Genomic DNA, 25,585 nt, shown 5'->3' on the forward strand with positions numbered 1-25,585 from the left:
AGGAATATGTCTCATATATACGACTCTAGTATTAGAAAGCCTTTAGTTATAGGTGATAAAACTTATCACGATGTAACAGTAGATGTGGCTGCGCCTGTCGAAGGTAAAGCAAACAAACATTGGTGGATTGTATTTTCAATCGCGCTAACTGCGTTCCTATGGGGATTAGGGTGTATTGTTTACACTGTATCTACAGGAATTGGAACATGGGGATTGAATAAGACAGTTGGTTGGGCTTGGGATATCACGAACTTCGTTTGGTGGGTGGGTATCGGTCACGCTGGAACTTTAATTTCTGCGGTACTGTTATTATTCCGTCAACGTTGGAGAATGGCGATTAACCGTTCTGCTGAAGCAATGACAATTTTCTCCGTTATTCAAGCTGGTTTGTTTCCAATCATACACATGGGTCGTCCATGGTTAGCATATTGGGTACTACCAATTCCGAATCAATTTGGATCACTATGGGTTAACTTTAACTCACCGTTACTATGGGATGTTTTTGCAATTTCTACTTACCTTTCAGTTTCACTTGTTTTCTGGTGGACAGGTTTGTTACCTGATTTTGCTATGTTAAGAGATAGAGCGATTACACCTTTTAATAAAAGAATATATTCTATTCTAAGTTTTGGATGGAGTGGTAGAGCAAAAGATTGGCAACGTTTTGAAGAGGTTTCGCTAGTATTAGCTGGTTTAGCAACTCCTTTGGTTCTTTCTGTACATACAATTGTATCTATGGACTTTGCTACATCTGTAATACCTGGTTGGCATACAACAATTTTCCCTCCATATTTTGTGGCGGGTGCTGTATTCTCTGGTTTTGCAATGGTAAATACTTTGTTAATTATCATGAGAAAGGTAAGTAATCTTGAAGCTTACATTACTGTACAGCATATTGAACTTATGAATATTGTAATTATGATTACAGGTTCTATTGTTGGTGTTGCATATATTACTGAACTTTTTATTGCATGGTACTCTGGTGTAGAGTATGAGCAATATGCTTTCTTGAATAGAGCAACTGGACCTTACTGGTGGGCTTATTGGTCAATGATGACTTGTAATGTGTTTTCTCCACAATTCATGTGGTTTAAAAAATTGAGAACTAGTATTATGTTTTCATTTATTATTTCTATCGTAGTAAATATTGGTATGTGGTTTGAGCGTTTTGTAATTATCGTTACTTCGCTTCACAGAGATTATTTACCTTCTTCTTGGACAATGTTCTCACCAACATTTGTTGATATAGGTATTTTCGTTGGAACGATTGGTTTTTTCTTTGTTTTATTCTTATTGTATTCTAGAACTTTCCCTGTAATTGCTCAGGCAGAGGTTAAGACAATACTTAAGGCAACAGGGGATAATTTTATAAGAGAAAGAGCAGCAAATAAAGACAAGCATCATGAATAATAAAGTAATTTACGCCATTTATAATGACGATGATATATTGATGGACGCAGTTAAAAAGACTAGAGCAGCTCATCACCATATTGAAGAAGTTTTTACACCTTTTCCTGTTCACGGATTAGATAAGGCAATGGGTTTAGCACCAACAAGATTAGCTATATGTGCTTTCCTATATGGTTGTGTTGGAATTTCCTTTGCAACTTGGATGATGAATTTCATCATGATTCAAGACTGGCCGCAAGATATAGGTGGTAAGCCAAGTTTTAGTTACATTGATAACATGCCAGCATTTGTGCCTATTATGTTTGAATTAACGGTTTTCTTTGCAGCTCACTTAATGGTCCTTACTTTTTATATGAGAAGTAAATTGTGGCCTTTCAAGCAAGCTGAAAATCCTGATGTTAGAACTACAGATGATCACTTCCTAATGGAGGTTGCTGTTAATGATAATGAAGAAGAATTGATTTCTTTTTTCCAAAATACAGGAGCTGTAGAAGTTAAAGTAATAGAAAAGAATTAATTTAGATATGAAAAGGATATATAAAATAACATTTTTATTTGGTATCACGCTAGTAGTAGCTTCATGCCACAATAATAAGGCACCAAATTATCAGTATTTTCCAAACATGTATGAATCTGTTGGTTATGAAACTTATGCAGAGTCAGATGCTTTTAAAGATGGTAAAGAAGGTCAACTTCCTGCTGAAGGTTCTATAAATCGTGGTTTCGAGCCGTTTGAATATGAAAATTCAACTGCTGGTTATGATCTAGCTAAAGCTAATTTACAATCACCTTTAGACTCTTTAGACAGAAGTAGTGAAAAAGGTAAAGCACTTTATGAAATTTACTGTATTAGTTGTCACGGCGGTACAGGAAATGGTAAAGGTAAATTAGTAGAAAGAGAAAAATTCTTAGGTGTTCCTAGTTACAAAGACAGAGTTATCACCGAAGGAAGCATTTACTTTGTTGTGACTTATGGTTTGAATTCAATGGGTTCACATGCTAATCAAATTAGTTCTCACGAGCGTTGGTTAGTCGCAGACTATGTTCTTAAACTAAAAAGCCAATTATAATTGTCGAACAAACTGATCGTAATAGATATGTATACATTTTCAAGTAAATTAAAAACTTTTTCTTTCATCCTAATGGCCGTTGGTGTATTAGGGATAGGTTATGGTTTTTTTAATGCTCCCAAAGATATTCAAGAAGTTGAGCAAATTTTAGCTGCAGAGAGTCATGATGGTCATGGTGCTGTAGACAGTCATGGTGAAGCTACTAATCATGAAGCTCCAGCTGCACATGTTGATGCAGAGGCACATGGCGAGACTGCTATGTCTCATGGTAATCATGAAGCTAAAAGTTCCGCAGTTAAAGGTGAACATGAAGTTAGTGCCGCAAGCGAACATGAAGAGCATTTAAATCATGTTCTACACCAATTACAAAATAAACCATGGGCTGCACTGTATGTCGCTTGTTTGTTCTTTATGCTTATTTCATTAGGTGTAATGGCATTTTATGGTATTCAGCAGGTGGCTCAATCAGGCTGGTCACCAGTTCTTTTTAGAGTGATGCACGGTATTACAGCGTATTTACCTGTTGGATCAATCTTGTTTTTTATACTATTAGTTTTATGTGGTCTTCATTTTAACCATTTATTTGTTTGGTTAGATCCTGAAGTTGTAGCACATGATAAATTAATTCAAGGTAAATCTGGGTATTTAAATTTCCCTTTCTGGATTGCTAGGGCAGCTTTTTTCCTTGTAGGCTGGAACTACTACCGTTACAAATCACTTAAAAATGATTTGGCTCAAGATGAGTCTAAAGATGATAGTTTCTACAAAAAGAATTTTAAATTGACAGCTGGTTTTCTAGTGTTTTTTATTGTTACGGAATCGATCATGTCATGGGATTGGATTATGTCTATAGATCCACACTGGTTTAGTACATTGTTTGGGTGGTACGTTTTTGCAAGTTTCTTTGTAAGTGCAATTACTATGATTGCCTTGGTTAGCTTGTACTTGAAATCTAGAGGTTTCTTAGAGTATGTTAATACAAGTCACATACATGATTTAGCTAAATTTATGTTTGGATTTAGTGTATTCTGGACTTACTTATGGTTTTCACAGTTCATGTTAATTTGGTACGCTAATATTCCTGAAGAGGTCACTTACTTTATTACTAGAATTGAGGTTTATAATCTTCCTTTCTTTGGTGCAGTAGTTATGAATTTTGTGTTTCCTTTATTGATATTGATCAATACTGATTTCAAGAGAATCACATGGGTTATAGCTATGGCAGGTATTGTTATATTAGCTGGTCATTACATTGATTTCTTTAATATGATCATGCCAGGAACTGTTGGTGATAGATGGTTTATTGGTATTTCAGAAATCGCATCGGTTCTTTTCTTCCTTGGTTTATTTATATATGTGGTGTTTAATGCATTGACAAAGAATCCTTTGTTAGCAAAAAGAAACCCATTCATTGAAGAGAGTAAACATTTTCATTATTAATATTTAAAGAAAAAAACAGATGACAAGTTTGTTGGTAATTATAGTTTTAGTTTTATTAGCTGTTGCTTTATGGCAATTGACTAAAATATTTGATCTTACTCAGGTTGGATCAAATTCAGATAGCTCACAAATTGCTACTGATAATGATAATAATGTACAAGGCTACTTAATGTTTGGTTTCCTTGCTTTTATTTATATTTTTTCTATTTATGGTTTATTTGCTTGGGGTCCTTTAGTACTTCATACTCCAGCTTCAGAACATGGTTCTGACGTTGATAACTTGATGAATATCACATGGGTATTAATCTTTATTGTTCAGGCAATTACACAAGTTCTTTTACATTACTTTTCTTTTAAGTACAGAGGAAAACAAGGTCAGAAAGCGCTTTATTTTGCTGATAACAATAAGTTAGAAGCTATTTGGAGTTTAATTCCTGCCGTTGTGTTGGCAGGTCTTATTTTATATGGTTTGTACGCTTGGACAAACATTATGTTTGTTGATGAGGATGAGGATACGGTTGTTATTGAGTTATATGCTCAACAATTTAAGTGGACTGCTAGAATAGCTGGAGAGGATAACGTTTTAGGTAAAGCTAATGTTAGATATATTGAGGGCGTTAACGTTCTAGGTGTAGATTTAGCTGATCCCTATGCACAAGATGATATTGTTGTATCAGAACTTCATATTCCTAAAGGAAAGAAGATTTTATTTAAGATGAGATCTCAAGATGTATTACACTCTGCTTACATGCCTCATTTTAGAGCACAAATGAATTGCGTTCCTGGAATGGTTACACAATTTGCTTTTACTCCGGTTTATACTACTGCTGAGTACAGAGAGTTGCCTTACATGGTAGAGAAGGTTGCAAATATCAACCAACTTCGTGCTAAGAAAAGTATTGATTTAGTAGCAAAAGGTGAATCTGGTTTAGATCCGTACACTTTTGATTATTTACTTCTCTGTAATAAAATTTGTGGAGCTTCGCATTATAATATGCAAATGAAAATTATAGTTGATACTCCAGAAGATTACAAAAAATGGTTACTTAATCAAACTAATTTAATTACTCAAGTTAAAACGGCTGCAGCTGAGCCTGCTGCTGCAGAAGCAACTTCTGGTAATGTAGATAGTACTAAAGTAAAAGATACTGCGGCTGTTTCTATAATGGTAGCAAAATAATTATTAAGAAAATTTAAAGTATACATATATGTCAGCAGAAGGTCACGATCACGGACACGATCACGAACACGAACATCATCATAAAGAAACATTCATAACTAAATATATTTTTAGTTTGGATCATAAGATGATTGCCAAGCAATATCTTATTACAGGTATTTTCATGGGGATAATAGGTGTAGGTTTATCTATGCTTTTTAGAATGCAGTTAGCTTGGCCAGAAGAATCTTTTAAAATATTTAACTTCTTTTTGGGAGATAAATTTGCTCCTGATGGAGTAATGGCTAATGATATCTATTTAGCTTTGGTTACCATTCACGGTACAATTATGGTGTTTTTTGTCTTGACAGCCGCTTTAAGTGGTACGTTTAGTAACTTGCTTATTCCATTACAAATTGGAGCTCGAGATATGGCTAGTGGTTTTATGAATATGATTTCATATTGGTTGTTTTTTATATCAAGTGTTATTATGATTTCATCTTTATTTGTTGAAGCAGGACCTGCTTCATCTGGATGGACTATTTATCCACCATTGAGTGCGCTTCCACAGGCTATACCAGGTTCAGGAATTGGTATGACTTTATGGCTGATTTCTATGGCTATATTTATTGCTTCTTCTTTGATGGGATCTTTAAATTACATAGTTACTGTGATAAATTTAAGAACTAAAGGGATGTCTATGACTAGACTACCGTTAACAATTTGGGCATTTTTTGTTACAGCTATTATTGGTGTTGTATCATTTCCTGTGTTGTTATCTGCTGCTTTACTATTAATTTTTGATAGAAGTTTTGGTACGTCGTTCTTCTTATCTGACATTTACATTGCTGGTGAAGTTTTACATTATCAAGGTGGTTCGCCTGTACTTTTCGAACACTTGTTTTGGTTTTTAGGTCACCCTGAAGTATATATTGTTTTGTTACCTGCACTTGGTATCACTTCAGAAGTTATCGCAACTAACTCTCGTAAGCCAATCTTTGGATACAGAGCTATGATCATGTCAATTCTAGCTATTGCGTTCTTATCTACTATTGTTTGGGGTCACCACATGTTTATCTCAGGAATGAATCCATTCCTAGGTTCTGTGTTTACTTTTACAACATTGCTTATTGCTATTCCTTCTGCTGTAAAGGCGTTTAACTATATTACGACTTTGTGGAAAGGTAACTTGCAATTAAATCCTGCAATGTTATTTTCTATCGGATTGGTTTCTACGTTCATCACAGGTGGATTAACAGGAATTATTCTAGGAGATAGTACTTTAGATATTAATGTTCATGATACGTACTTTGTTGTAGCTCACTTTCACTTAGTTATGGGTATCTCTGCGCTTTACGGAATGTTTGCTGGTATTTATCACTGGTTTCCTAAAATGTTTGGTAGAATGTTAAATAAAAACATGGGTTACGTTCACTTTTGGGTAACTGCTATCTGTGCTTATGGAGTATTTTTCCCAATGCACTTTATTGGATTAGCTGGTTTACCAAGACGTTATTATACAAACACTAATTTTCCTTTGTTTGATGATTTACAAAATGTAAATGTTCTTATTACAACTTTCGCATTAATTGGTGGTGCTTTTCAATTAGTATTCTTATATAATTTCTTTAGTAGTATTTTCTACGGTAAGAAAGCGGTTCAAAATCCATGGAAATCGAACACATTAGAATGGACTACTCCTGTTGAGCATATTCACGGTAACTGGCCAGGAGCAATTCCTGAAGTACACAGATGGCCTTACGATTATAGTAATCCAAATCATGAAGAAGATTTTGTACCACAAAATGTTCCTATGAAACCCGGTGAAGCTGTTCTTCATCACTAATATATAACTTAAAAACTCCTACCTAGTAGGAGTTTTTTTTTGTTACACTTATACTATTTGAACTGTTCATATAGTAAATATTAACAATTGTATTATCTATCTTTGTTTTATGAATGAAAATTTAGACCCTACGAACCAAGGTTATAATCCTGAAGAACTTGATCTTGAAAAAAGATTAAGGCCTTTATCTTTTAATGATTTTGCAGGGCAAGATCAGGTTTTAGAAAATTTAAAAATTTTTGTTGCTGCTGCCAATCAGCGAAACGAAGCTTTAGACCACACTCTTTTTCATGGACCTCCAGGCTTGGGTAAAACTACCTTAGCTAATATTTTAGCTAATGAACTTGAAGTTGGTATTAAAATTACCTCTGGACCAGTATTAGATAAGCCAGGAGATTTAGCAGGATTACTTACCAATTTAGAAGAAAGAGATGTTCTTTTTATAGATGAAATTCACCGTTTAAGCCCTATCGTAGAAGAGTATTTATATTCGGCTATGGAGGACTTTAAAATTGATATCATGATTGAATCGGGACCTAATGCCCGTACAGTTCAAATTAATTTGAATCCTTTTACTTTAATAGGTGCGACTACTCGATCTGGGTTATTAACAGCACCCATGCGAGCTCGTTTCGGTATCTCATCTCGTCTACAATATTATACCACTGAATTATTAACGTCAATCGTAGAACGTAGTGCTTCTATATTAAAGATGCCAATCTCTTTTGTTGCTGCTATAGAAATAGCTGGTAGGAGTAGAGGTACACCGCGTATCGCTAATGCTTTATTACGCAGGGTTAGAGATTTTGCACAAATTAAAGGTAATGGAACGATAGATATTGAGATCGCTAAATATGCCCTTAACGCATTAAATGTTGATGCCCATGGTCTTGATGAAATGGATAATAAAATTCTAAATACAATTATAGATAAGTTCAAAGGTGGTCCTGTTGGTTTATCCACATTGGCAACTGCGGTATCTGAAAGTAGTGAAACTATCGAGGAAGTGTATGAACCTTTTTTAATTCAGGAAGGTTTTATTATGCGTACACCAAGAGGTAGGGAAGTTACTGAAAAAGCTTATACTCATTTGGGTAAAATAAAAGGTAATATTCAAGCTGGATTATTCTAATTTCAAGTATATTCCTGCTGTCCGCTCTATCTTTTGATGCCTAGAGAAAGCAATAGAAAGTTGTTGCTTACAGTAGGCCTAGACAGTTAAAGTTATAAAATAGTATAGAATCAAAAAGTACATATTCACAGTTCATTAAAACCGAGGCAATAAGGCTTGGTTTTTTGTCATGTGGTATTGCTAAAGCCAGTTTCCTAGAACTTGAAGCGCCACGACTTGAAAAATGGTTAGATAAAAATTTAAATGGTCAGATGTCCTATATGGAAAATCATTTTGATAAACGTTTAGATCCAACTAAATTAGTTGAAGGTAGCAAAAGTGTTATTTCTCTTCTGCTTAATTATTATCCTGATGCTGCTCAAATTGCTGATACTTACAAAATATCCAAATATGCGTACGGTACAGATTATCATTTTGTGATTAAAGATAAACTAAACGAATTGTTATTTTCTATTCAGTCTAATATTGGAGATGTTTCCGGTCGTGCTTTTGTTGATTCTGCTCCAATATTAGACAAAGCATGGGCGGCTAAGTCGGGATTAGGCTGGATTGGCAAAAATTCAAATTTGATTACTCAGAAAGTAGGTTCGTTTTACTTTATAGCTGAATTAGTAATTGATTTAGAACTTGATTACGATCATGCCACCACAGATCATTGTGGGACTTGTACGGCTTGTATAGAGGCTTGTCCAACTCAGGCTATTGTTAGTCCTTACGTGGTTGATGGTAGTAAATGTATTTCTTATTTTACTATCGAGCTAAAGGATGCTATTCCAATGGAGATGAAAGGTAAATTTGATGATTGGGCTTTTGGTTGTGATGTTTGTCAGGACGTTTGTCCTTGGAACAAATTTTCTAAAGTTCATGACGAACCTTTATTTGATCCTAATCCGAGTTTGCTTTCAATGTCAAAAAAGGATTGGGAAGAGATTACAGAAGATACCTTTAAACAAGTATTCAAAAATTCACCATTAAAACGCACGAAATTTAATGGGCTTAAACGGAATTTTGATTTTCTAAAGTAAATATTTATGAACCTGATTAGGGATTTACTTTTCTAATTCATCTTCTCTGCTTTCATGTTCTGTGTTTGGAATGGGAGTGTCTTTTTTAAAAGATAGTTTGATGGAATTTTGCTATATGTATTTATAAATCTGTCAAAATAGAGTAACTTCTTTTATGTTCTGAGTTGTCATGGATTGATGTTTTTCAAATGATTAATGTTGTTTTTGAGTGTAAAAGCTTTTTTGTAAACATTTTTATTTAACTTTAGAGTTCATTAAAATTTATCGATATGACTGTAAATCAAATATTAAGCAGAAAAGGAAACGAGATTTTCTTTGTAACTTCAACCATAACGGTTTATGAAGCTATCAAGGTAATGGGTGAAAAAAACATTGGAGCAGTTCTGATAATAGAAGATGCTAAACTAAAAGGAATTTTATCAGAGAGAGATTATGCTAGGAAGGTAGTTTTAAGAAATAAGGCATCAAAGGATACCCTAGTTAAAGAAATTATGGATCAAGAATTCGTGACCATAAAACCTACAGATAATATCGAAGACTGTATGGAATTGATGAGTACAAAAAAAGTAAGGCACTTACCAGTAATAGATAATGAGATTGTAGTAGGTATTATTTCGATGAGTGATGTTGTAAAAGCTATAATTGAAATGCAAAAAACAACTATTCAGCACTTAGATTCTTATATTTCACAATAATTAATACACTCATAATTAGATCTTTAATTTGATTTTAGGCTTTATAAGTTATTTTTATTCACAAAAGAAAAATGCTTTTTTTACAAAAGGCGCTCATAAAAGACTGTTTTTACATATAGACTTATATCTTTGTATGCTAGAATAAAATCATGCAAAATGAATAAAGATAGTAAAAGAAGAGAGGCATTATTATACCACGCTAAACCTACACCCGGAAAGATACAGGTTGTTCCCACCAAGAAATATGCAACGCAAAGAGATTTGTCATTAGCATATTCTCCTGGAGTCGCTGAGCCTTGTTTAGAAATTGCCAAAGATGTAAATAATGTATATAAATATACTGCTAAAGGTAATCTTGTAGCAGTAATCACCAACGGAACAGCTGTTCTGGGTTTGGGAGATATAGGTCCTGAGGCATCTAAACCGGTTATGGAAGGTAAAGGTTTGTTGTTCAAAATATTTGCTGATATCGATGTTTTTGATATCGAAATTGGGACAAAGGACATCGAAGAGTTTATACAAACTGTTAAAAATATTGCGCCAACCTTTGGAGGAATAAATCTAGAGGACATCAAGGCGCCAGAATCATTTGAAATCGAACGCAGATTAGTAGAGGAGTTGAATATTCCGGTAATGCATGATGATCAACATGGAACTGCAATTATTTCCTCTGCAGCACTTTTGAATGCACTTGAGCTTGCTGGAAAGCAAGTCGAAAACACGAAATTAGTGGTTTCAGGAGCTGGATCAGCAGCGTTAGCGTGTGCTAACTTGTATGTGCTCTTGGGTATTAATCCAGACAATATCATCATGTTCGATAAAGATGGTGTTTTATCTTCAGATAGGACAGATTTATCTTTATTGCAACAGAAATATTCAAAAGGAAAACCAGGAATTACCTTGGGAGAAGCATTAAAAGGCGCAGACGTCTTTTTAGGCTTATCAGCAGGAAATATTTTAACTCCTGAGATGTTATTAGGAATGGCTAACGATCCGATAGTTTTTGCTATGGCAAACCCTAATCCAGAGATTGAATACAATCTTGCCATTAGTACAAGAAGTGACCTAATTATGGCAACAGGTAGATCTGATTATCCTAATCAAGTCAATAATGTTTTAGGTTTTCCTTATATTTTTAGGGGTGCGCTCGATGTTAGAGCGACAAAAATTAATGAAGCTATGAAAATGGCTGCTGTCAAAGCATTAGCTTTGTTAGCAAAAGAGTCTGTTCCTGAACAAGTAAACATAGCTTACGGAGAGATTAAATTGAACTTTGGAAGAGATTACATTATACCTAAGCCTTTCGATCCAAGGTTGATAAGTATTGTTGCTCCGGCTGTTGCAAAAGCTGCAATGGATTCTGGTGTAGCTTTAAACCCGATTACGGATTGGGAAAAATATGAAGAAGAACTTTTAGGGAGGCTAGGGAACGATAATAAAATGGTTCGTTTGATTACCAATAGAGCTAAAATTGAACCTAAACGCATTGTTTTTGCTGAGGCAGATCATTTAGATGTGCTTAAAGCTGCTCAAATTGCCTTCGAAGAAGGTATTTGTCATCCTATTTTACTAGGAAGCAAGGAAATAATTTTAGAATTAAAAGAAGAATTAGGTTTTTATGCTGATTTGGAAATTATTGATCCTAAAATCAAAGAAGAAGATGTAAGACGAAACAATTTTGCAAATAAATATTGGAAGTCTAGAAAGAGAAAAGGAATTTCGTTATACGATGCTCAAAAAATGATGCGTGAGCGCAACTATTTCGCTGCTATGATGGTGAATGAGGGTGATGCAGACGGACTTGTTACGGGGCATTCTCGAAGTTATTCTTCGGTAGTTAAACCCATGTTGCAATTAATAGATAAAGCGGCTGGAGCTTCTATCATTGCTACAACTAACATGATGATGACGGCTCGAGGGCCAATGTTCTTGTCAGATACAGCGATAAATATCGATCCTTCGGCAGATGATTTGGCAAAAATTGCTATTATGACTGCAAAAACGGCTAGGATGTTTGGTGTAGAACCTGTGATTGCTATGGTTTCATTTTCAAATTTTGGTTCTTCTAGTAGTCCAAAAGCATCAAAAGTCAGAGAGGCTGTTGCTTATTTACATGAGCACCACCCTGATTTAATAATTGATGGAGAAGTACAAGCTGATTTTGCACTAAACCAAGAAATGCTGAAAGAAAAATTTCCTTTTTCTAAATTAGCAGGGAAGAAAGTAAATACTCTGATATTTCCTAATCTTGATTCAGCTAATATTACCTATAAATTATTAAAAGAATTAAATAAAGTAGATTCGATTGGACCGATAATGTTGGGCTTGAGTAAGCCAGTTCATATTTTCCAGTTAGGGGCTAGTGTAGAAGAAATGGTAAATATGACTGCTATTGCGGTTATAGATGCTCAAGAAAAACAAAAGAAAAAACTAGCTAAGATTTAAAAAAAAAATCTGGTGGCTGTTAGATAGGTTTTAATTATTTTATAGATAGAAAATGATTGCACACTTACAGGGCAAATTAGTAGAAAAGACACCAACCGAAGTTGTAATAGACTGCGGAGGTGTGGGTTATAATGTGAATATATCATTACACACCTATTCTCTATTGCCAAAAAATGACCTTATAAAGTTGTTTACGCATCTTCAAGTAAAAGAAGACTCCCATACTTTGTTTGGTTTTTTTGAAAAGTCAGAAAGAGAGATTTTTAGGTTGCTAATTTCAGTCTCTGGGATTGGCGCAAGCATAGCAAGAACGATGTTGTCCTCCTTAGAACCCAAACAAATTATCGAAGCAATTGGATCAGGTGATGTTGCAACGGTACAATCAATAAAAGGAATAGGTGTTAAAACAGCACAAAGGGTAATACTTGATTTGAAAGAAAAAGTACTAAAATTGTACGATTTAGACGAAGTTGCTATGGTGCAGAACAATACAAACAGAGATGAAGCGTTAGCTGCTTTGGAGGTTTTAGGTTTTGTACGTAAAGCTTCAGAAAAAGTTATTGAAAAAATAGTAAAAGAGGACCCAGAAGCTTCTGTGGAATCGATTATCAAGAAAGCGTTAAAAAACTTATAAAGGAATTGGGAAACTCGAAGTCTATGCATAAAATTGCTGTTTTTTTTCTTGTATTATTTTGTGGTTTTGTTGCACGAGCTCAGGTTAAAAAAGAGCCTCAAGATACCATTAAGAATGGAGTTTCTCTCGGGAAAGTTCAAATTAAGGATCCGCAAAGTGTTTTATCTGCATATACTTATGATCCAGTTACGGATCGATATGTCTACACTAATACTGTAGATGGATTTTCAATTAATTATCCTATAATTCTGACCCCTAAAGAATACGAGCGATTAGTCTTAAAAGAATCTATGCGGGATTATTTTAAGAAAAAAAGTGATGCCATTGACGGAAAGAAGGAAGGAAGTGAAGAGGCGAAAAAAGATTTATTGCCAAAATACTATGTGAATTCCGGTCTTTTTGAGTCTATTTTCGGAAGCAATACTATCGATGTGAAACCTACTGGTTCGGTAGAGATGGATTTAGGTGCTCGATTTACTAAACAAGACAACCCTTCATTTTCACCTAGAAACAGGTCTAATCTATCTTTCGATTTTGATCAGAGGATAAGCATGAGTTTAATTGGTAAGGTAGGTACACGACTGAATGTAAATGCTAATTACGATACACAGTCTACGTTTGCTTTTCAGAACTTATTTAAATTAGAATATACTCCATCAGAAGACGATATTATTCAAAAAATAGAAGTAGGTAATGTAAGTATGCCTTTAAATAGCTCGCTAATTAGAGGAGCTCAAAGTTTATTTGGAGTGAAAGCTCAGCTGCAATTTGGTAAAACTATGGTTACTGGTGTGTTCTCTGAACAGAAGTCACAAACCAAAAGTGTGGTATCGCAAGGCGGTGGTACCTTACAAGATTTTGAGATGTTTGCCTTAGATTATGATAATGATAGACACTTTTTTCTATCACAATTTTTTAGAAATAAATATGATACGGCACTTAAAAACTATCCGTTTGTAGATAGTAGAGTTCAGATCACAAGAATAGAAGTATGGGTTACAAATAAACAAACCCGATTAAACACAACATCCAATAATCTTAGAAATATAATTGCGATTCAGGATTTAGGAGAAGCAAGATTGACAGGATTAGCCGATAATGAAGTTGTTGTGCTAGATCCTTCTACAGGTATTTTTAATAATCCTGCGGACTCTCCAGCTGACAACTCTAATAATGATTATGATCCAGAGCAAATTAAGTTGGGTACGGGACTTTTAAATAATAATATTAGGGAAATAGCAACTTCAAATTCAGGCTTTAATGTTACCGTTAGTGAGGGTCAAGATTACTCTAAGTTAGAAAATGCTCGCAAATTAACTTTAAATGAATACAGTTATAATGCGCAATTGGGATACATTTCATTACAACAACGTTTAAGTAATGACGAAGTATTAGCTGTTGCTTACGAATATACGATTGGAGACAAAGTATATCGCGTAGGAGAATTTGGGAATGATGGCGTTGATGCTACTTTAGTAACAGGTACACCACAATCAACAGAGGCTGTTGTTACTCAAAGTTTAGTTTTAAAAATGTTAAAGAGTAATTTAACGAATGTAATGAACCCGGTTTGGAATTTGATGATGAAAAATATTTATCAGATCCAAGGTGCTTACCAGGTTAAGCAAGAGGATTTACGATTTAATATTTTGTACAGTGATCCTTCTCCCTTAAATTATATTACTCCAGTTAATGGGAGTACTTTTCCAAGTAACCCTACAGCAGATAATGAAGTTTTAGAAACACCACTATTGCAAGTATTTAATTTAGATAAATTAAACTACAATAACGACCGCCAATCAGGAGGAGATGGATTTTACGATTTCATTCCAGGAATTACTATTGATTCGCAAAACGGACGAATTATTTTCACCACTAAAGAACCTTTTGGAGAGTTGTTGTTTTCTAAATTAAAAGACAATAATAACGCTACTGATGTCAGTTTTTACAATACTCCTACTACCTACAACGAAAATCAAAAAAAATATGTTTTTAGGAACATGTATCGCAATACGCAATCAGGAGCATTGCAGGACAGTGAAAAAAACAAATTCCTTTTAAGAGGTAAATTCAAATCATCGGCTTCAGATGGAATACCTATTGGAGCATACAATGTTCCACAAGGATCGGTCGTGGTTACAGCCGGTGGTAGGGTTTTGATCGAGGGTATTGATTACAGCGTGAATTATCAGTTAGGGACGGTTCAAATTTTGGATGCATCGCTTCAAGCTTCAAATACTCCAATTAATGTTTCCGTAGAGAATAATTCTATTTTTGGCCAACAAACAAGAAGATTCATTGGGGTAAATGTAGAGCATAAAATTTCAGATAATTTTTTAGTGGGTGCAACTTACATCAAAATGTCTGAGCGTCCTTATACTCAAAAATCAAGTTTTGGACAAGAATCAGTTAATAATACTATTTTTGGATTAAATACTAATTTCTCTACTGAGGTACCATTTTTTACAAGACTAGTAAATAAATTACCTAATATAGATACAGATGTTCCTTCGACACTTTCTGTGAGAGGTGAAATAGCGTTTTTGCAGCCGGATACTCCTAAGGCTGATCAATTTCAGGGCGAATCTACTATTTATGTAGATGATTTTGAAGGTTCACAATCAACAATCGATATGCGTGCACCCTTTGCTTGGAGCTTAGCATCAACACCGGATAGAAATGCAAGTAGTCGTTACGATTTTAATGGATCGGCCAATGACTTAAGCTATGGTTTCAAAAGAGCTAAAATGGCTTGGTACTCAATTGACCCCATTTTTTATGCGCAAAGGCCAGCAGGAATTTCTAATGATGATTTGTCTTTGAATTCTACTAGAAGAATATTTAGCGAAGAGTTATATCCTTTAACGGATATAGCGCAGGGACAATCTCAAGTTATTAATACTTTAGACTTGTCGTACTATCCTTCAGAAAGAGGACCCTACAACAATAGTTTAAATGTTGCTGCTGCCCCTAGAGATAACTTTGGAGGTATTATGAGGTCCTTGAATGCTACAAATTTTGAACAAGGAAACGTAGAGTATATTCAGTTATGGGTTTTAGATCCTTTCGTGGGAACAGGAAGAACTACGTCAGATAATATTGGTAAAGTTTATTTTAACTTAGGTGAAATATCTGAAGATGTTTTAAAAGATGGTAGAAAACAATACGAAAATGGTTTAGGTCCTGATCAAATTTTGGTTAATCCTCGTCCAATATGGGGAGATGTTCCAGCTTCACAATCATTAATCTACGCTTTTGATACAAATGCTGCCACAAGGGCTAATCAAGATGTTGGACTAGATGGTTTGCCTAATTCTAAAGAAGGAACTGTTTATACCAACTACGCATCAGATCCAGATCCTGCGGCAGATGACTACACCTATTATCTTAATACCAGTGGAGGTATAACAGATCGTTACAAAAATTACAATGGAGTCGATGGAAACTCAGCTGTTGACATTAATGATCCTAATAGGGCATCCACGACCGTGCCAGATGTAGAGGATGTAAACAAGGATAATACTATGAATACGATCAATGCATATTATGAATATAGTATTGATGTGATGCCAAATATGACTGTAGGTCAAAATTATATTACAGATATTCGTAATACTCAAGTAACGCTTGCAAACGGAGAGGTTACTGAAGCAAGATGGATTCAGTTTAAAATCCCTGTTACGAACCCAGAAAACACGATTGGTAATATATCTGACTTTAGATCAATTCGATTCATGAGAATGTTTATGACAGGATTTACTAACAATGTTACCATGCGTTTTGGAGCTTTAGATTTGATTCGTGGTGACTGGAGAAGGTTTACAAATACATTAGATTTTAATGACACCAATGTACTTGATGATAATACGACTTTAGACGTATTAGCAGTAAATGTGCAAGAAAATAATGAAAGATGTCCCATCAATTATATTGTACCTCCTGATGTACAAAGAGAGCAGTTGTACAATAATAACACTTTGATTAATCAAAATGAGCAATCACTTTCTTTACGTGTTTCAGGCGAAGGATTAGAGCCAGGAGATTCTCGAGCGGTATTCAAGAATGTGAGTATTGATATGCGTCAGTTTAAAAAACTAAAAATGTTTTTGCATGCTGAATCATTGCCTAATGAACCCGTTTTGAGAGATGATCAAATGGTTGGTTTCATACGATTTGGAAATGACTTTACACAAAACTTTTACCAAATAGAGATCCCTTTAAAAGTTACCACACCATCTTCTAACTCGCAAGCTAATTGCTCTCCATTAAGTGCAGAAGCTGTTTGGCCAGAGGATAATAATATTGACTTGTCACTAGCATTATTGACTCAGCTAAAAATTATGGCGATGGGTGTTGATTTAAGTACATTACCTGCAGATGGAATTTATTATCAAGATGAAGATCAACTTGATTCCTCTTTGGCAAACAAAGCTAATAAGTTAACCTTAGGTATTAAGGGGAACCCTAATTTTGGTTTTGTTCGTACGTTAATGGTAGGGGTAAAAAGTAGAGAAGATATCCAAGATATTAAAGGGGAAGTTTGGTTTAACGAACTTCGATTAGCCGACATGGACAACCAAGGAGGTATGGCTGCAGTCTTAAATATTGATTCTAATTTCGCTGATTTTGCAACAGTCTCTGCTACTGGTAAAAAAAGCACAATTGGTTTTGGAACAGTTGAGCAGGGGCCTAATGAGCGAAGTAGAGAAGATATTCAACAATACAATATTGTAACAAATGTTAATCTAGGCAAATTACTTCCGCAAAAGTGGGGTATCAATTTACCATTTAATTATGGTATTGGTGAAGAAATAATCACGCCACAGTACGATCCTTTTAACCAAGATATTAAGCTTGATCAACTATTAGCTAATACAACTGATGAAGCTACTAAAAGCAACATCACCAATAGAGCTATTGATTATACAAAGCGAACTAGTATTAATTTCATTGGTGTTAGAAAGCAACGTAATCCAGAACAAAAACAGCACGTTTATGATCCAGAAAACTTCACGTTTTCACAGTCGTACAACAAAGTAGAGCGTCATGATTATGAAATAGAAGATTATATCGATCAACAAGCAAGTACCGCTGTAGACTATGCTTTTTCTTTTCAACCAAAACCAATTGAACCGTTTAAAAAGACGGAGTTCTTGAAAAAAAGTAGCTATTGGAAATTATTAAGTGATTTTAATTTTAATTATTTGCCTTCCAATATTTCATTCAATACAAACATAAACAGGCAGTATAACCGTCAGCAATTTAGACAAGTTGACGTTGAGGGTATAGGATTAGAACCCTTATACCGCAGAAATTTTATGTTTAATTACCAGTATGGTTTTAATTACAATTTGACAAAATCATTAAAACTTAATTATACAGCATCTTCAAATAATATCGTGCGGAATTATCTAAATCAAGATAACGAGCCTATTGATAGTTTTACTATTTGGGATAGTTATTGGGACATTGGTACGCCTAACCAGCACATGCAGCAGTTAGTAGTTAATTATGAAATACCAATTAATAAAATACCATTGTTAGGTTTCGTTAAAGCAAACTATACTTATACGAGTGATTATAGCTGGCAAAGAACATCAACGGCTTTGTCTCAAATAGAAATTGATAATACAAGTTATAATTTAGGAAACACCATCCAAAATGCGCGTTCTAATAATTTGAATGCTAATTTAAATATGGAGACGTTATATAAGTACTTAGGATTATCAAAAAAAGGGACTAGCTCTATAAGCAAGCCAAAACCAATCGCTCCTAAACCGGGGGAGAAAATTGTTAATACGAATCAAACTCAAGAACAAAAAAATGGCTTTGTTAAAGATTTAATTGGTGTTTTGACAAGTGTCAAAAACATTCAGTTAAATTATACAGAGAATAGCGGTACTGTCTTGCCAGGTTATACACCTAGCATAGGATTTTTAGGTTCTTCAAGACCTTCTCTTGGATTTGTCTTTGGTAGCCAAGATGACGTCAGGTACGAGGCAGCCAAAAATGGTTGGTTAACCGATTACCAAGATTTTAACCAAAACTTCACACAAGTAACTAATAAGTTATTTAAGGCTACAGCCAATGTAGATTTGTTTCCTGATCTTAAAATTGATTTAACAGCTGATCGTTCCTTATCTGAGAATTATTCAGAACAGTACGATGTGTCTGCAGACGGATTTTATAATTCACGTTCACCTTATACTTACGGGCTGTTTTCTATATCGACAGTGTTAATTAAATCATCTTTTTCAAAAAGTGACGAGATTTCCTCGGCTGCATTTGATGATTTTAGAATTAATAGATTAACAGTAGCTAATAGGTTAGCTTCTGCTCGAGGTATAGATGTAAACAATCCTGCCAACCTTGATGCCGAAGGGTATCCAATTGGGTACGGAAAAAACAATCAAGCTGTTTTATTACCAGCATTTTTAGCGGCTTATTCTGGTGCAAGCGCAGATAATGTCTCTCTAGGAATTTTCAGAAATGTACCTATTCCTAACTGGAACATTAAGTACAATGGTTTAATGCGATACGATATGTTTAAACGCAATTTTAAACGTTTCTCATTGCAGCACAATTATAGAGCATCTTATACTGTAAATCAATACAGATCTAATTTTGACTTTGATAATACACCAAATGGTGTAGATGCGAGTGGGAATTTTTACAATAAGGTTATTATGTCAAATATTAATTTAGTTGAACAATTTAGCCCTTTAGTACGAATGGATTTTGAGTTAAAAAGTTCACTTAAAGTATTGACTGAAATAAAGAAAGACCGAGCGCTATCAATGAGTTTTGATAATAATTTATTGACAGAGGTAAAAGGTGTAGAATATGTAGTAGGACTAGGTTATCGTTTTAAGGATGTTATATTTTCATCTACTCTCGCAGACAATGCTAATGGTATCATTAAAGGAGATATAAATATAAAAGGGGATTTGTCTTATCGTAACAACCAAACAATTGTAAGGTATCTTGATTATGATAACAATCAATTAGCTGGTGGACAAAACATATGGTCTTTGAAAATGACTGCTGATTATTCGTTTAGTAGAAACCTAACAGCAATTTTTTATTATGATCATTCTTTTTCAAAGGCGGTAATATCGACTTCATTTCCACTAACAAATATTCGTTCTGGATTTACGCTCCGCTATAATTTTGGGAATTAATTTTAGTTTCTATTCAAGATTTGATTAGAAGATTATTACATTTGTGAAGAAAAAAATCAATTATTAATACTAATAAGAATTTATATGAGTATTCCAGCAAATTTAAAATACACAAAAGATCACGAATGGGTTAGCATTGAAGGCGATGTAGCTACAGTAGGTATTACACATTTTGCTCAAAAAGAGTTAGGTGATATCGTATATGTTGAAGTAGAAACTTTGGATCAAACTTTAGAAAAAGATGAAGTTTTTGGTACAGTAGAAGCAGTTAAGACCGTTTCAGATTTATTTTTGCCAATGGCTGGTGAAATTATCGCTTTTAACGAAGACTTAGAGAGTACTCCTGAAACTGTAAATTCAGATCCTTATGGAGCAGGTTGGATGATTAAAATTAAAGTTTCAAACCCAGCAGATTATGATGCTTTGCTTTCAAGCGATGATTATAAAACGTTGATAGGTGCTTAAAAAACTATATTTATTTGCTGCGGTTTCTTGGGCATTAATTGTTTTTTCCTTGTGTTTAATCGATTCCACAGAGATACCCCAAGTAAGTATTGTTAATCTAGATAAATTTGTACATGCATTTTTCCACTTTGTATTCATTATACTTTGGTTTTTATGCTTGAAGTACCAGTTTAAAAAGACTAATTCTAAAAAATTACTACTAGTTGTTTTAGTTCTTTCTGTTGCATATGGAATATCAATTGAAATAGCACAACTTTTGTTTACTGAGACACGATCAGCTGATATATTTGATGTTTTGGCAAATTTCACAGGTGCTATTTTAGGTGCTATTGTCATCCTTCTAACTAAAGCAGTATTGAGTAGTACTAATAAATAAACAAAAATCTCACTTCAAGTGAGATTTTTTGTTTTAGAACATAAACTTCATCCTGTACCACTTCTTTGTTTTAGTTATTCACAAAACCAATAAGATTAACAAGTTGCTTTAAATATAAAATGTATTTTTGTGCATGTATAGTATAACAGTAATCCAACTCTTGACAGATGAATATCAGACAATACCTAGATTCAACCTACTTAAAAACAGCTGCTCAAGCAGGCTTGTCAGAAGCTGATAATACGATCGTTGTTACAGATTGTATTCAAGAGGCTATTGATGAGAATTTTAAATTAATCATGATTCGTCCTGATCAAGTTGTTTTGGCGAAACAAATGATTGTTAATTCAAGATCAGGAGTTCAAGTGGGTACCGTTATTGATTTTCCTAAAGGGCAATCAAGTCTAGAAGAAAAGCTAGCAGAGGCTGCTTTGGCCATAGAAAACGGTGCAGATGAACTTGATTTTGTATGTGATTACGAGTCCTTCAAAGCAGGTAATACGGAACTGGTAAAGAATGAAGTAGTTCAGGGAACAAAACTCGGTTTAGAAAACGGCAAGATTGTAAAATGGATTATTGAAGTTGCAGCACTAAATGACAAGCAAATAATTCAGATAGCCACTTTGATAAAAAACTGTATCATTTCTAATTTCGAGGAAGACCAATACTGCTCTGTTTTTGTAAAATCCTCAACAGGTTTTTATAAAACAGAAGATGGTTTTCCTAATGGTGCTACAGTGCCAACAATTATTATGATGCTAGAAAACGCTTCGCCTCTTCCTGTAAAGGCAGCCGGGGGTGTTCGTACTTATGCTGAGGCTAAAGAAATGATAAATTTAGGGGTTAAAAGAATTGGTACGTCAGGAGCAAAGGCGATTGCGAATGGTGCGGTTACAGAATCAGAATATTAAAATTGCAGTCAGTATGAAAAGAGGTTTCTTAGCTTTGTTTTTATTATGTTTTACTTTATTGGCGCAAGGTCAAGATACTAGTTCTAGCTCATCGGCTGAACGATTTCCTGTTTTCAATGGTTGTGAAAACCTAGAGGGAACAAGTTTAGAAAACTGTTTCTATAATAAAGTACAAAATTTTGTTTTTGAAAATTTCGTAATTCCAGACAATTTAGTGCAGAATAACTTTAAAGGGGAGGTAAAAGTTCTTTTTGAAGTTGATGCTAAAGGGGTGTTTAAGGTGATTTATGTTAATGCCGTTGATGAAAATTTAATAGCTGAGGCCAAAAGAGTCTTCGCGAAACTTCCTGAAATAAGTCCTTCTACTTATAACGGAAGACCTGTGTACTCTAGGTATACTATTACAATTGCAATTCCTTTATTGGATCCTGATGTAATTATCAAGCAGGATGAAGTCGTTTCTGTAGCTCCGTTTAAACAAAAAACAAGTCAACTAACAGAGTTGGATAGTATCATTTCTAAAAAGTATAATAGCCTAGAACTAGTCAGTAGTTTAAGGATTCCTTTTTCACATAGTTACTATGCACAGTTTGATGGAGCATTGAACCAAGTTGGAAGTAATAATCATACGGCGTCAAAACCATATAGTTATGCTGATGTTGCAAAGTACTATAATATTAAAGAGGCTAATGAAAGACTTAACAAGAAAGCAACTGGTTGGTGGGCTAAAAAGTTGTGGAATGAAAACCTAATTCAAATACAAGGAGATGGCTATTGGTTCACATTGAACCCAATTGTTGATTTGCAAGTTGGTAAATCTTCAGACGGTAAAGCTCCGTATACTTACGTTAACACTCGTGGAATCAATTTTAGAGGAGGTTTAGGGAAACAGCTTACTTTTTCTACAACCGTTTTCGAAAGTCAAGGTCGTTTCGCAGATTATTTTAATCGGTATGCGGAATCAATTAGGCCAGACGGAGGGAATCCGGCTATAATTCCTGGTATTGGTATTGCAAAGGAATTTAAAGATGATTCCTATGATTTTCCTTTAGCCGACGCTAATATTACCTTTACACCTAATAAGTATTTTGATTTACAATTGGGTTATGGGAAAAATTTTATTGGTGATGGTTATCGTTCTTTAATTACCACAGATGGAGCAAGTCCTTATCCTTACTTTAAATTAAACACCACATTTTGGAAGATAAAGTATACCAATACTTATATGTGGCTTAAAGATGTGCGCCCTGAGGTGACTTTAGAACGTACATATGCTACAAAATTTATGGCTAATCATTATTTAAGTTGGAATGTTTCTAATAAATTGAATTTAGGATTCTTTGAATCAGTAATTTGGACCAATACAAATGATCGTGGATTTGATGCAAGCTTTGTTAATCCCATCGTATTTTATCGCTCTGTAGAGTTTGCTTCTTCAGCGAGGACCGGAAATGCGTTGTTGGGTTTTACGTCTAAATACAAATGGAATAATAATGTAAATTTATATGGGCAGTTTCTTCTAGATGAATTTTCACTTGGTGACATAAAAAAAAGAGATAATAGTTGGAAAAATAAATATGGGTACCAACTAGGGATTAAATACTATAATGCTTTTGGAATTAGAGACCTTTTAGTGCAAGCAGAATACAATCATGTGCGTCCTTATGTATATTCTCATAGTGACCATATCACCAATTATGGTCATAATAATCAAAATATAGGTCATCAATGGGGTGGTAATTTTAAAGAATTTATTGCCATTGCTAGATATCATCAAGGTAGGTATTACGCCGACGCGAAAGTAACAGCAGGTGTTCGTGGGATAGATTTTGACACTGCAGATGATCAGTTTAATTATGGTGGAAATATATATAAAGATTATGATTTGCAACGACCTTTCGATACAGGTGTAAAAGTGGGTCAGGGTAATAAAACGACAATCGTAATTGCTGATCTGCAAGCTGGCTATGTTGTTAATCCAGCGACCAATCTGAAGGTTTTTGGTAGTTATATCTATAGAAGTTTTGATCCAACTAAAAACACCTTAACAACTTTTATAGAGAGTACGAGTTGGTTTACTATCGGAATTCGAACGGATGTATTTAATTGGTATTTTGATTATTAATTTTTAGTGTTAAAAATGTTAAATACTTTGGCAGTTTTTTTATTATTTTAGGTTGTAAAAAATATAATTTCTTCATTATAAAATCGCTATCTAATTTGTACCTTTGCAGCAGTTTTATAACCTATAATGAAATCTGAATTGAATACTTCAGCAAATACTTTTTCCTTGAAAGGAATCTTTTTAGATTTTAAAGAAATCACTAAGGCAGGTTTGGCTATTAGTGTCTTATTTTCTTCTATTGCAGGTTATCTTTTAGGTTTTGATCAAGATTATCCTTTTCAGTGGTCAGTTTTACTTATGTTGACAATAGGTGGATACTGTATGGTTGGTGCTTCTAATGCTTTTAATCAAGTAATAGAGAAAGATTTAGATCGTTTAATGGATCGTACTAAAAACAGACCGGTACCTTCTGGCAGGATGTCAACAACTGTAGCATTGATCGTTGCAAGTTTTTTAACTATAGTTGGTTTAGCATTGTTATACATGATTAATCCTAAAACAGCAATGTTTGGGGCGATCTCTATATTTTTATATACAAGTGTTTATACGCCATTAAAAACAATGACTTCATTGTCTGTTTTTGTAGGTGCTTTTCCAGGAGCAATACCGTTTATGTTGGGATGGGTTGCAGCTACTGGAGGATTTGGTATAGAAGCAGGAACTTTGTTTTTGATTCAGTTTTTTTGGCAATTTCCGCATTTTTGGGCAATTGGATGGTTTTTATACGACGATTATGAGAAAGCCGGTTTCTTTATGTTGCCAACAGGTAAAAAGGATAAAGGAACTGCTTTGCAGGTCATATTATATACTGTTTGGTTAGTAATCGCTTCTTTGTTGCCAACGCTTGGTTATACAGGTAAGCTATTTATATCGCCTATTGCAGGAGTTTTAGTGTTTTTATTAGGGGTTTGGATGCTATTTTATGCAGGTCAGTTGTATAAACTGAGGACAACAAAGGCTGCAAGAACTTTAATGTTAGTGAGTGTTCTATACATCACTTTATTACAATTAATTTACATATTTGATAAATTTTTAAGATAGTTATGGAAGTTACAATGACAACAGATGAGCATAAATTAAGAACAGCGAGATCATATAAGTTGATTTTGTTGTTTGCTATGGTCAGTATGACCATGATGTTTGCCGGACTTACGAGTGCATTTGTGGTAAGTAGGTCTCGAGTAGATTGGTTGAGCAACTTTGAATTGCCAACGGCATTTTATTTTAGTACAGTTGCGATAATTGGATGTAGTGTTACATTTCATTTAGCTAAATTGGCGATCAAAAAGGATAAGCAGGCTGCTACTACAATACTGCTTTTATCAACGCTAGCATTGGGGATTTTATTTGTTATTCTGCAGTTTGTTGGGTTTGGACAAATAGTAGAAAATGGTTATTATTTTACAGGAAGTGAGAGTTCAATAACGACAACATTTTTGTATATTGTAACGATTGTGCACTTAATGCACCTGGCAGGTGGATTGATTTCACTGTTAATTATAATTTATAATCATTTTAAACAAAAATACAATTCGAGTCAAACTCTTGGTATAGAACTAGGTGCAATGTATTGGCACTTTTTAGATTTCTTATGGATTTATTTAATTGTATTTTTATATTTCTTTAAATAAGAAAAAAACGTAAATTTGGGAACTTTTTAACGAATAACTT

The 25,585-nt window shown here is 34.2% G+C and carries 18 protein-coding genes; all 18 read left to right on the forward strand.

Translation table 11 applies throughout. The features are described 5' to 3' along the window. The first annotated feature begins 6 nt into the window (after nucleotides 1–6). The 18 genes from nrfD (at nucleotide 7) to H8R22_RS04650 (ending at nucleotide 25,545) form a co-directional block, all read left to right on the forward strand. On the forward strand, nucleotides 7–1,410 hold the full coding sequence (gene nrfD / locus H8R22_RS04565) for an NrfD/PsrC family molybdoenzyme membrane anchor subunit (protein WP_187008720.1): 1,404 nt from the start codon (nucleotides 7–9) through the stop codon (nucleotides 1,408–1,410). After that, the gene (locus H8R22_RS04570; RefSeq protein ID WP_187008719.1) at nucleotides 1,403–1,927 is read left to right on the forward strand and encodes a DUF3341 domain-containing protein; all 525 of its coding nucleotides are present in this window, start codon (nucleotides 1,403–1,405) and stop codon (nucleotides 1,925–1,927) included. Before nrfD ends, H8R22_RS04570 begins: the two co-directional genes overlap by 8 nt. Nucleotides 1,928–1,934: 7 nt before the next feature. Beyond that, nucleotides 1,935–2,480 (forward strand): c-type cytochrome, encoded by a 546-nt coding sequence (locus H8R22_RS04575; protein WP_187008718.1) that lies wholly within the window; start codon nucleotides 1,935–1,937, stop codon nucleotides 2,478–2,480. Between the two features lie 27 nt (nucleotides 2,481–2,507). Continuing rightward, a complete protein-coding gene (locus H8R22_RS04580; RefSeq protein ID WP_187008717.1) occupies nucleotides 2,508–3,920 on the forward strand; it encodes a cation-translocating P-type ATPase in 1,413 nt (470 codons plus the stop codon). Nucleotides 3,921–3,939: 19 nt separating this feature from the next. Further along, nucleotides 3,940–5,100: a cytochrome c oxidase subunit II gene (locus H8R22_RS04585; protein WP_187008716.1), complete on the forward strand. Its 1,161-nt coding sequence runs from the start codon at nucleotides 3,940–3,942 to the stop codon at nucleotides 5,098–5,100. Between the two features lie 28 nt (nucleotides 5,101–5,128). Next, complete coding sequence (locus tag H8R22_RS04590; RefSeq protein WP_187008715.1) at nucleotides 5,129–6,925, forward strand: cytochrome c oxidase subunit I; 1,797 nt, start codon at nucleotides 5,129–5,131, stop codon at nucleotides 6,923–6,925. Nucleotides 6,926–7,034: 109 nt separating this feature from the next. Next, nucleotides 7,035–8,057 (forward strand): Holliday junction branch migration DNA helicase RuvB, encoded by a 1,023-nt coding sequence (ruvB, locus tag H8R22_RS04595; RefSeq protein WP_187008714.1) that lies wholly within the window; start codon nucleotides 7,035–7,037, stop codon nucleotides 8,055–8,057. 104 nt (nucleotides 8,058–8,161) lie between these two features. Beyond that, nucleotides 8,162–9,082: a tRNA epoxyqueuosine(34) reductase QueG gene (gene queG, locus H8R22_RS04600; protein ID WP_187009580.1), complete on the forward strand. Its 921-nt coding sequence runs from the start codon at nucleotides 8,162–8,164 to the stop codon at nucleotides 9,080–9,082. A gap of 269 nt (nucleotides 9,083–9,351) precedes the next feature. Continuing rightward, the gene (locus tag H8R22_RS04605) at nucleotides 9,352–9,777 is read left to right on the forward strand and encodes a CBS domain-containing protein (protein ID WP_187008713.1); all 426 of its coding nucleotides are present in this window, start codon (nucleotides 9,352–9,354) and stop codon (nucleotides 9,775–9,777) included. Nucleotides 9,778–9,933: 156 nt separating this feature from the next. Next, nucleotides 9,934–12,222, forward strand: a complete 2,289-nt coding sequence (locus tag H8R22_RS04610; protein WP_187008712.1) for an NADP-dependent malic enzyme — start codon at nucleotides 9,934–9,936, stop codon at nucleotides 12,220–12,222. Nucleotides 12,223–12,274: 52 nt separating this feature from the next. After that, a complete protein-coding gene (gene ruvA, locus H8R22_RS04615; RefSeq protein WP_187008711.1) occupies nucleotides 12,275–12,856 on the forward strand; it encodes a Holliday junction branch migration protein RuvA in 582 nt (193 codons plus the stop codon). A gap of 23 nt (nucleotides 12,857–12,879) precedes the next feature. Beyond that, a complete protein-coding gene (sov, locus tag H8R22_RS04620) occupies nucleotides 12,880–20,037 on the forward strand; it encodes a T9SS outer membrane translocon Sov/SprA (protein ID WP_187008710.1) in 7,158 nt (2,385 codons plus the stop codon). An 84-nt stretch (nucleotides 20,038–20,121) separates the two neighbouring features. Further along, complete coding sequence (gcvH, locus tag H8R22_RS04625; protein WP_187008709.1) at nucleotides 20,122–20,502, forward strand: glycine cleavage system protein GcvH; 381 nt, start codon at nucleotides 20,122–20,124, stop codon at nucleotides 20,500–20,502. Further along, nucleotides 20,495–20,878: a VanZ family protein gene (locus H8R22_RS04630; RefSeq protein WP_187008708.1), complete on the forward strand. Its 384-nt coding sequence runs from the start codon at nucleotides 20,495–20,497 to the stop codon at nucleotides 20,876–20,878. The genes gcvH and H8R22_RS04630 overlap by 8 nt, the downstream gene beginning before the upstream one ends. Nucleotides 20,879–21,045: 167 nt before the next feature. Further along, on the forward strand, nucleotides 21,046–21,789 hold the full coding sequence (gene deoC, locus H8R22_RS04635) for a deoxyribose-phosphate aldolase (protein ID WP_187008707.1): 744 nt from the start codon (nucleotides 21,046–21,048) through the stop codon (nucleotides 21,787–21,789). A 13-nt stretch (nucleotides 21,790–21,802) separates the two neighbouring features. Continuing rightward, a complete protein-coding gene (locus H8R22_RS04640) occupies nucleotides 21,803–23,914 on the forward strand; it encodes a gliding motility protein RemB (RefSeq protein ID WP_187008706.1) in 2,112 nt (703 codons plus the stop codon). 138 nt (nucleotides 23,915–24,052) lie between these two features. After that, the gene (gene cyoE, locus H8R22_RS04645) at nucleotides 24,053–24,955 is read left to right on the forward strand and encodes a heme o synthase (protein ID WP_187009579.1); all 903 of its coding nucleotides are present in this window, start codon (nucleotides 24,053–24,055) and stop codon (nucleotides 24,953–24,955) included. A gap of 2 nt (nucleotides 24,956–24,957) precedes the next feature. Then, a complete protein-coding gene (locus H8R22_RS04650; RefSeq protein WP_187008705.1) occupies nucleotides 24,958–25,545 on the forward strand; it encodes a cytochrome c oxidase subunit 3 in 588 nt (195 codons plus the stop codon). The last annotated feature ends 40 nt before the right edge of the window (nucleotides 25,546–25,585 follow it).

Origin of the sequence: Flavobacterium kayseriense, from assembly GCF_014305095.1 — a bacterium.
GTDB classification, from domain to species: Bacteria; Bacteroidota; Bacteroidia; order Flavobacteriales; family Flavobacteriaceae; genus Flavobacterium; species Flavobacterium kayseriense.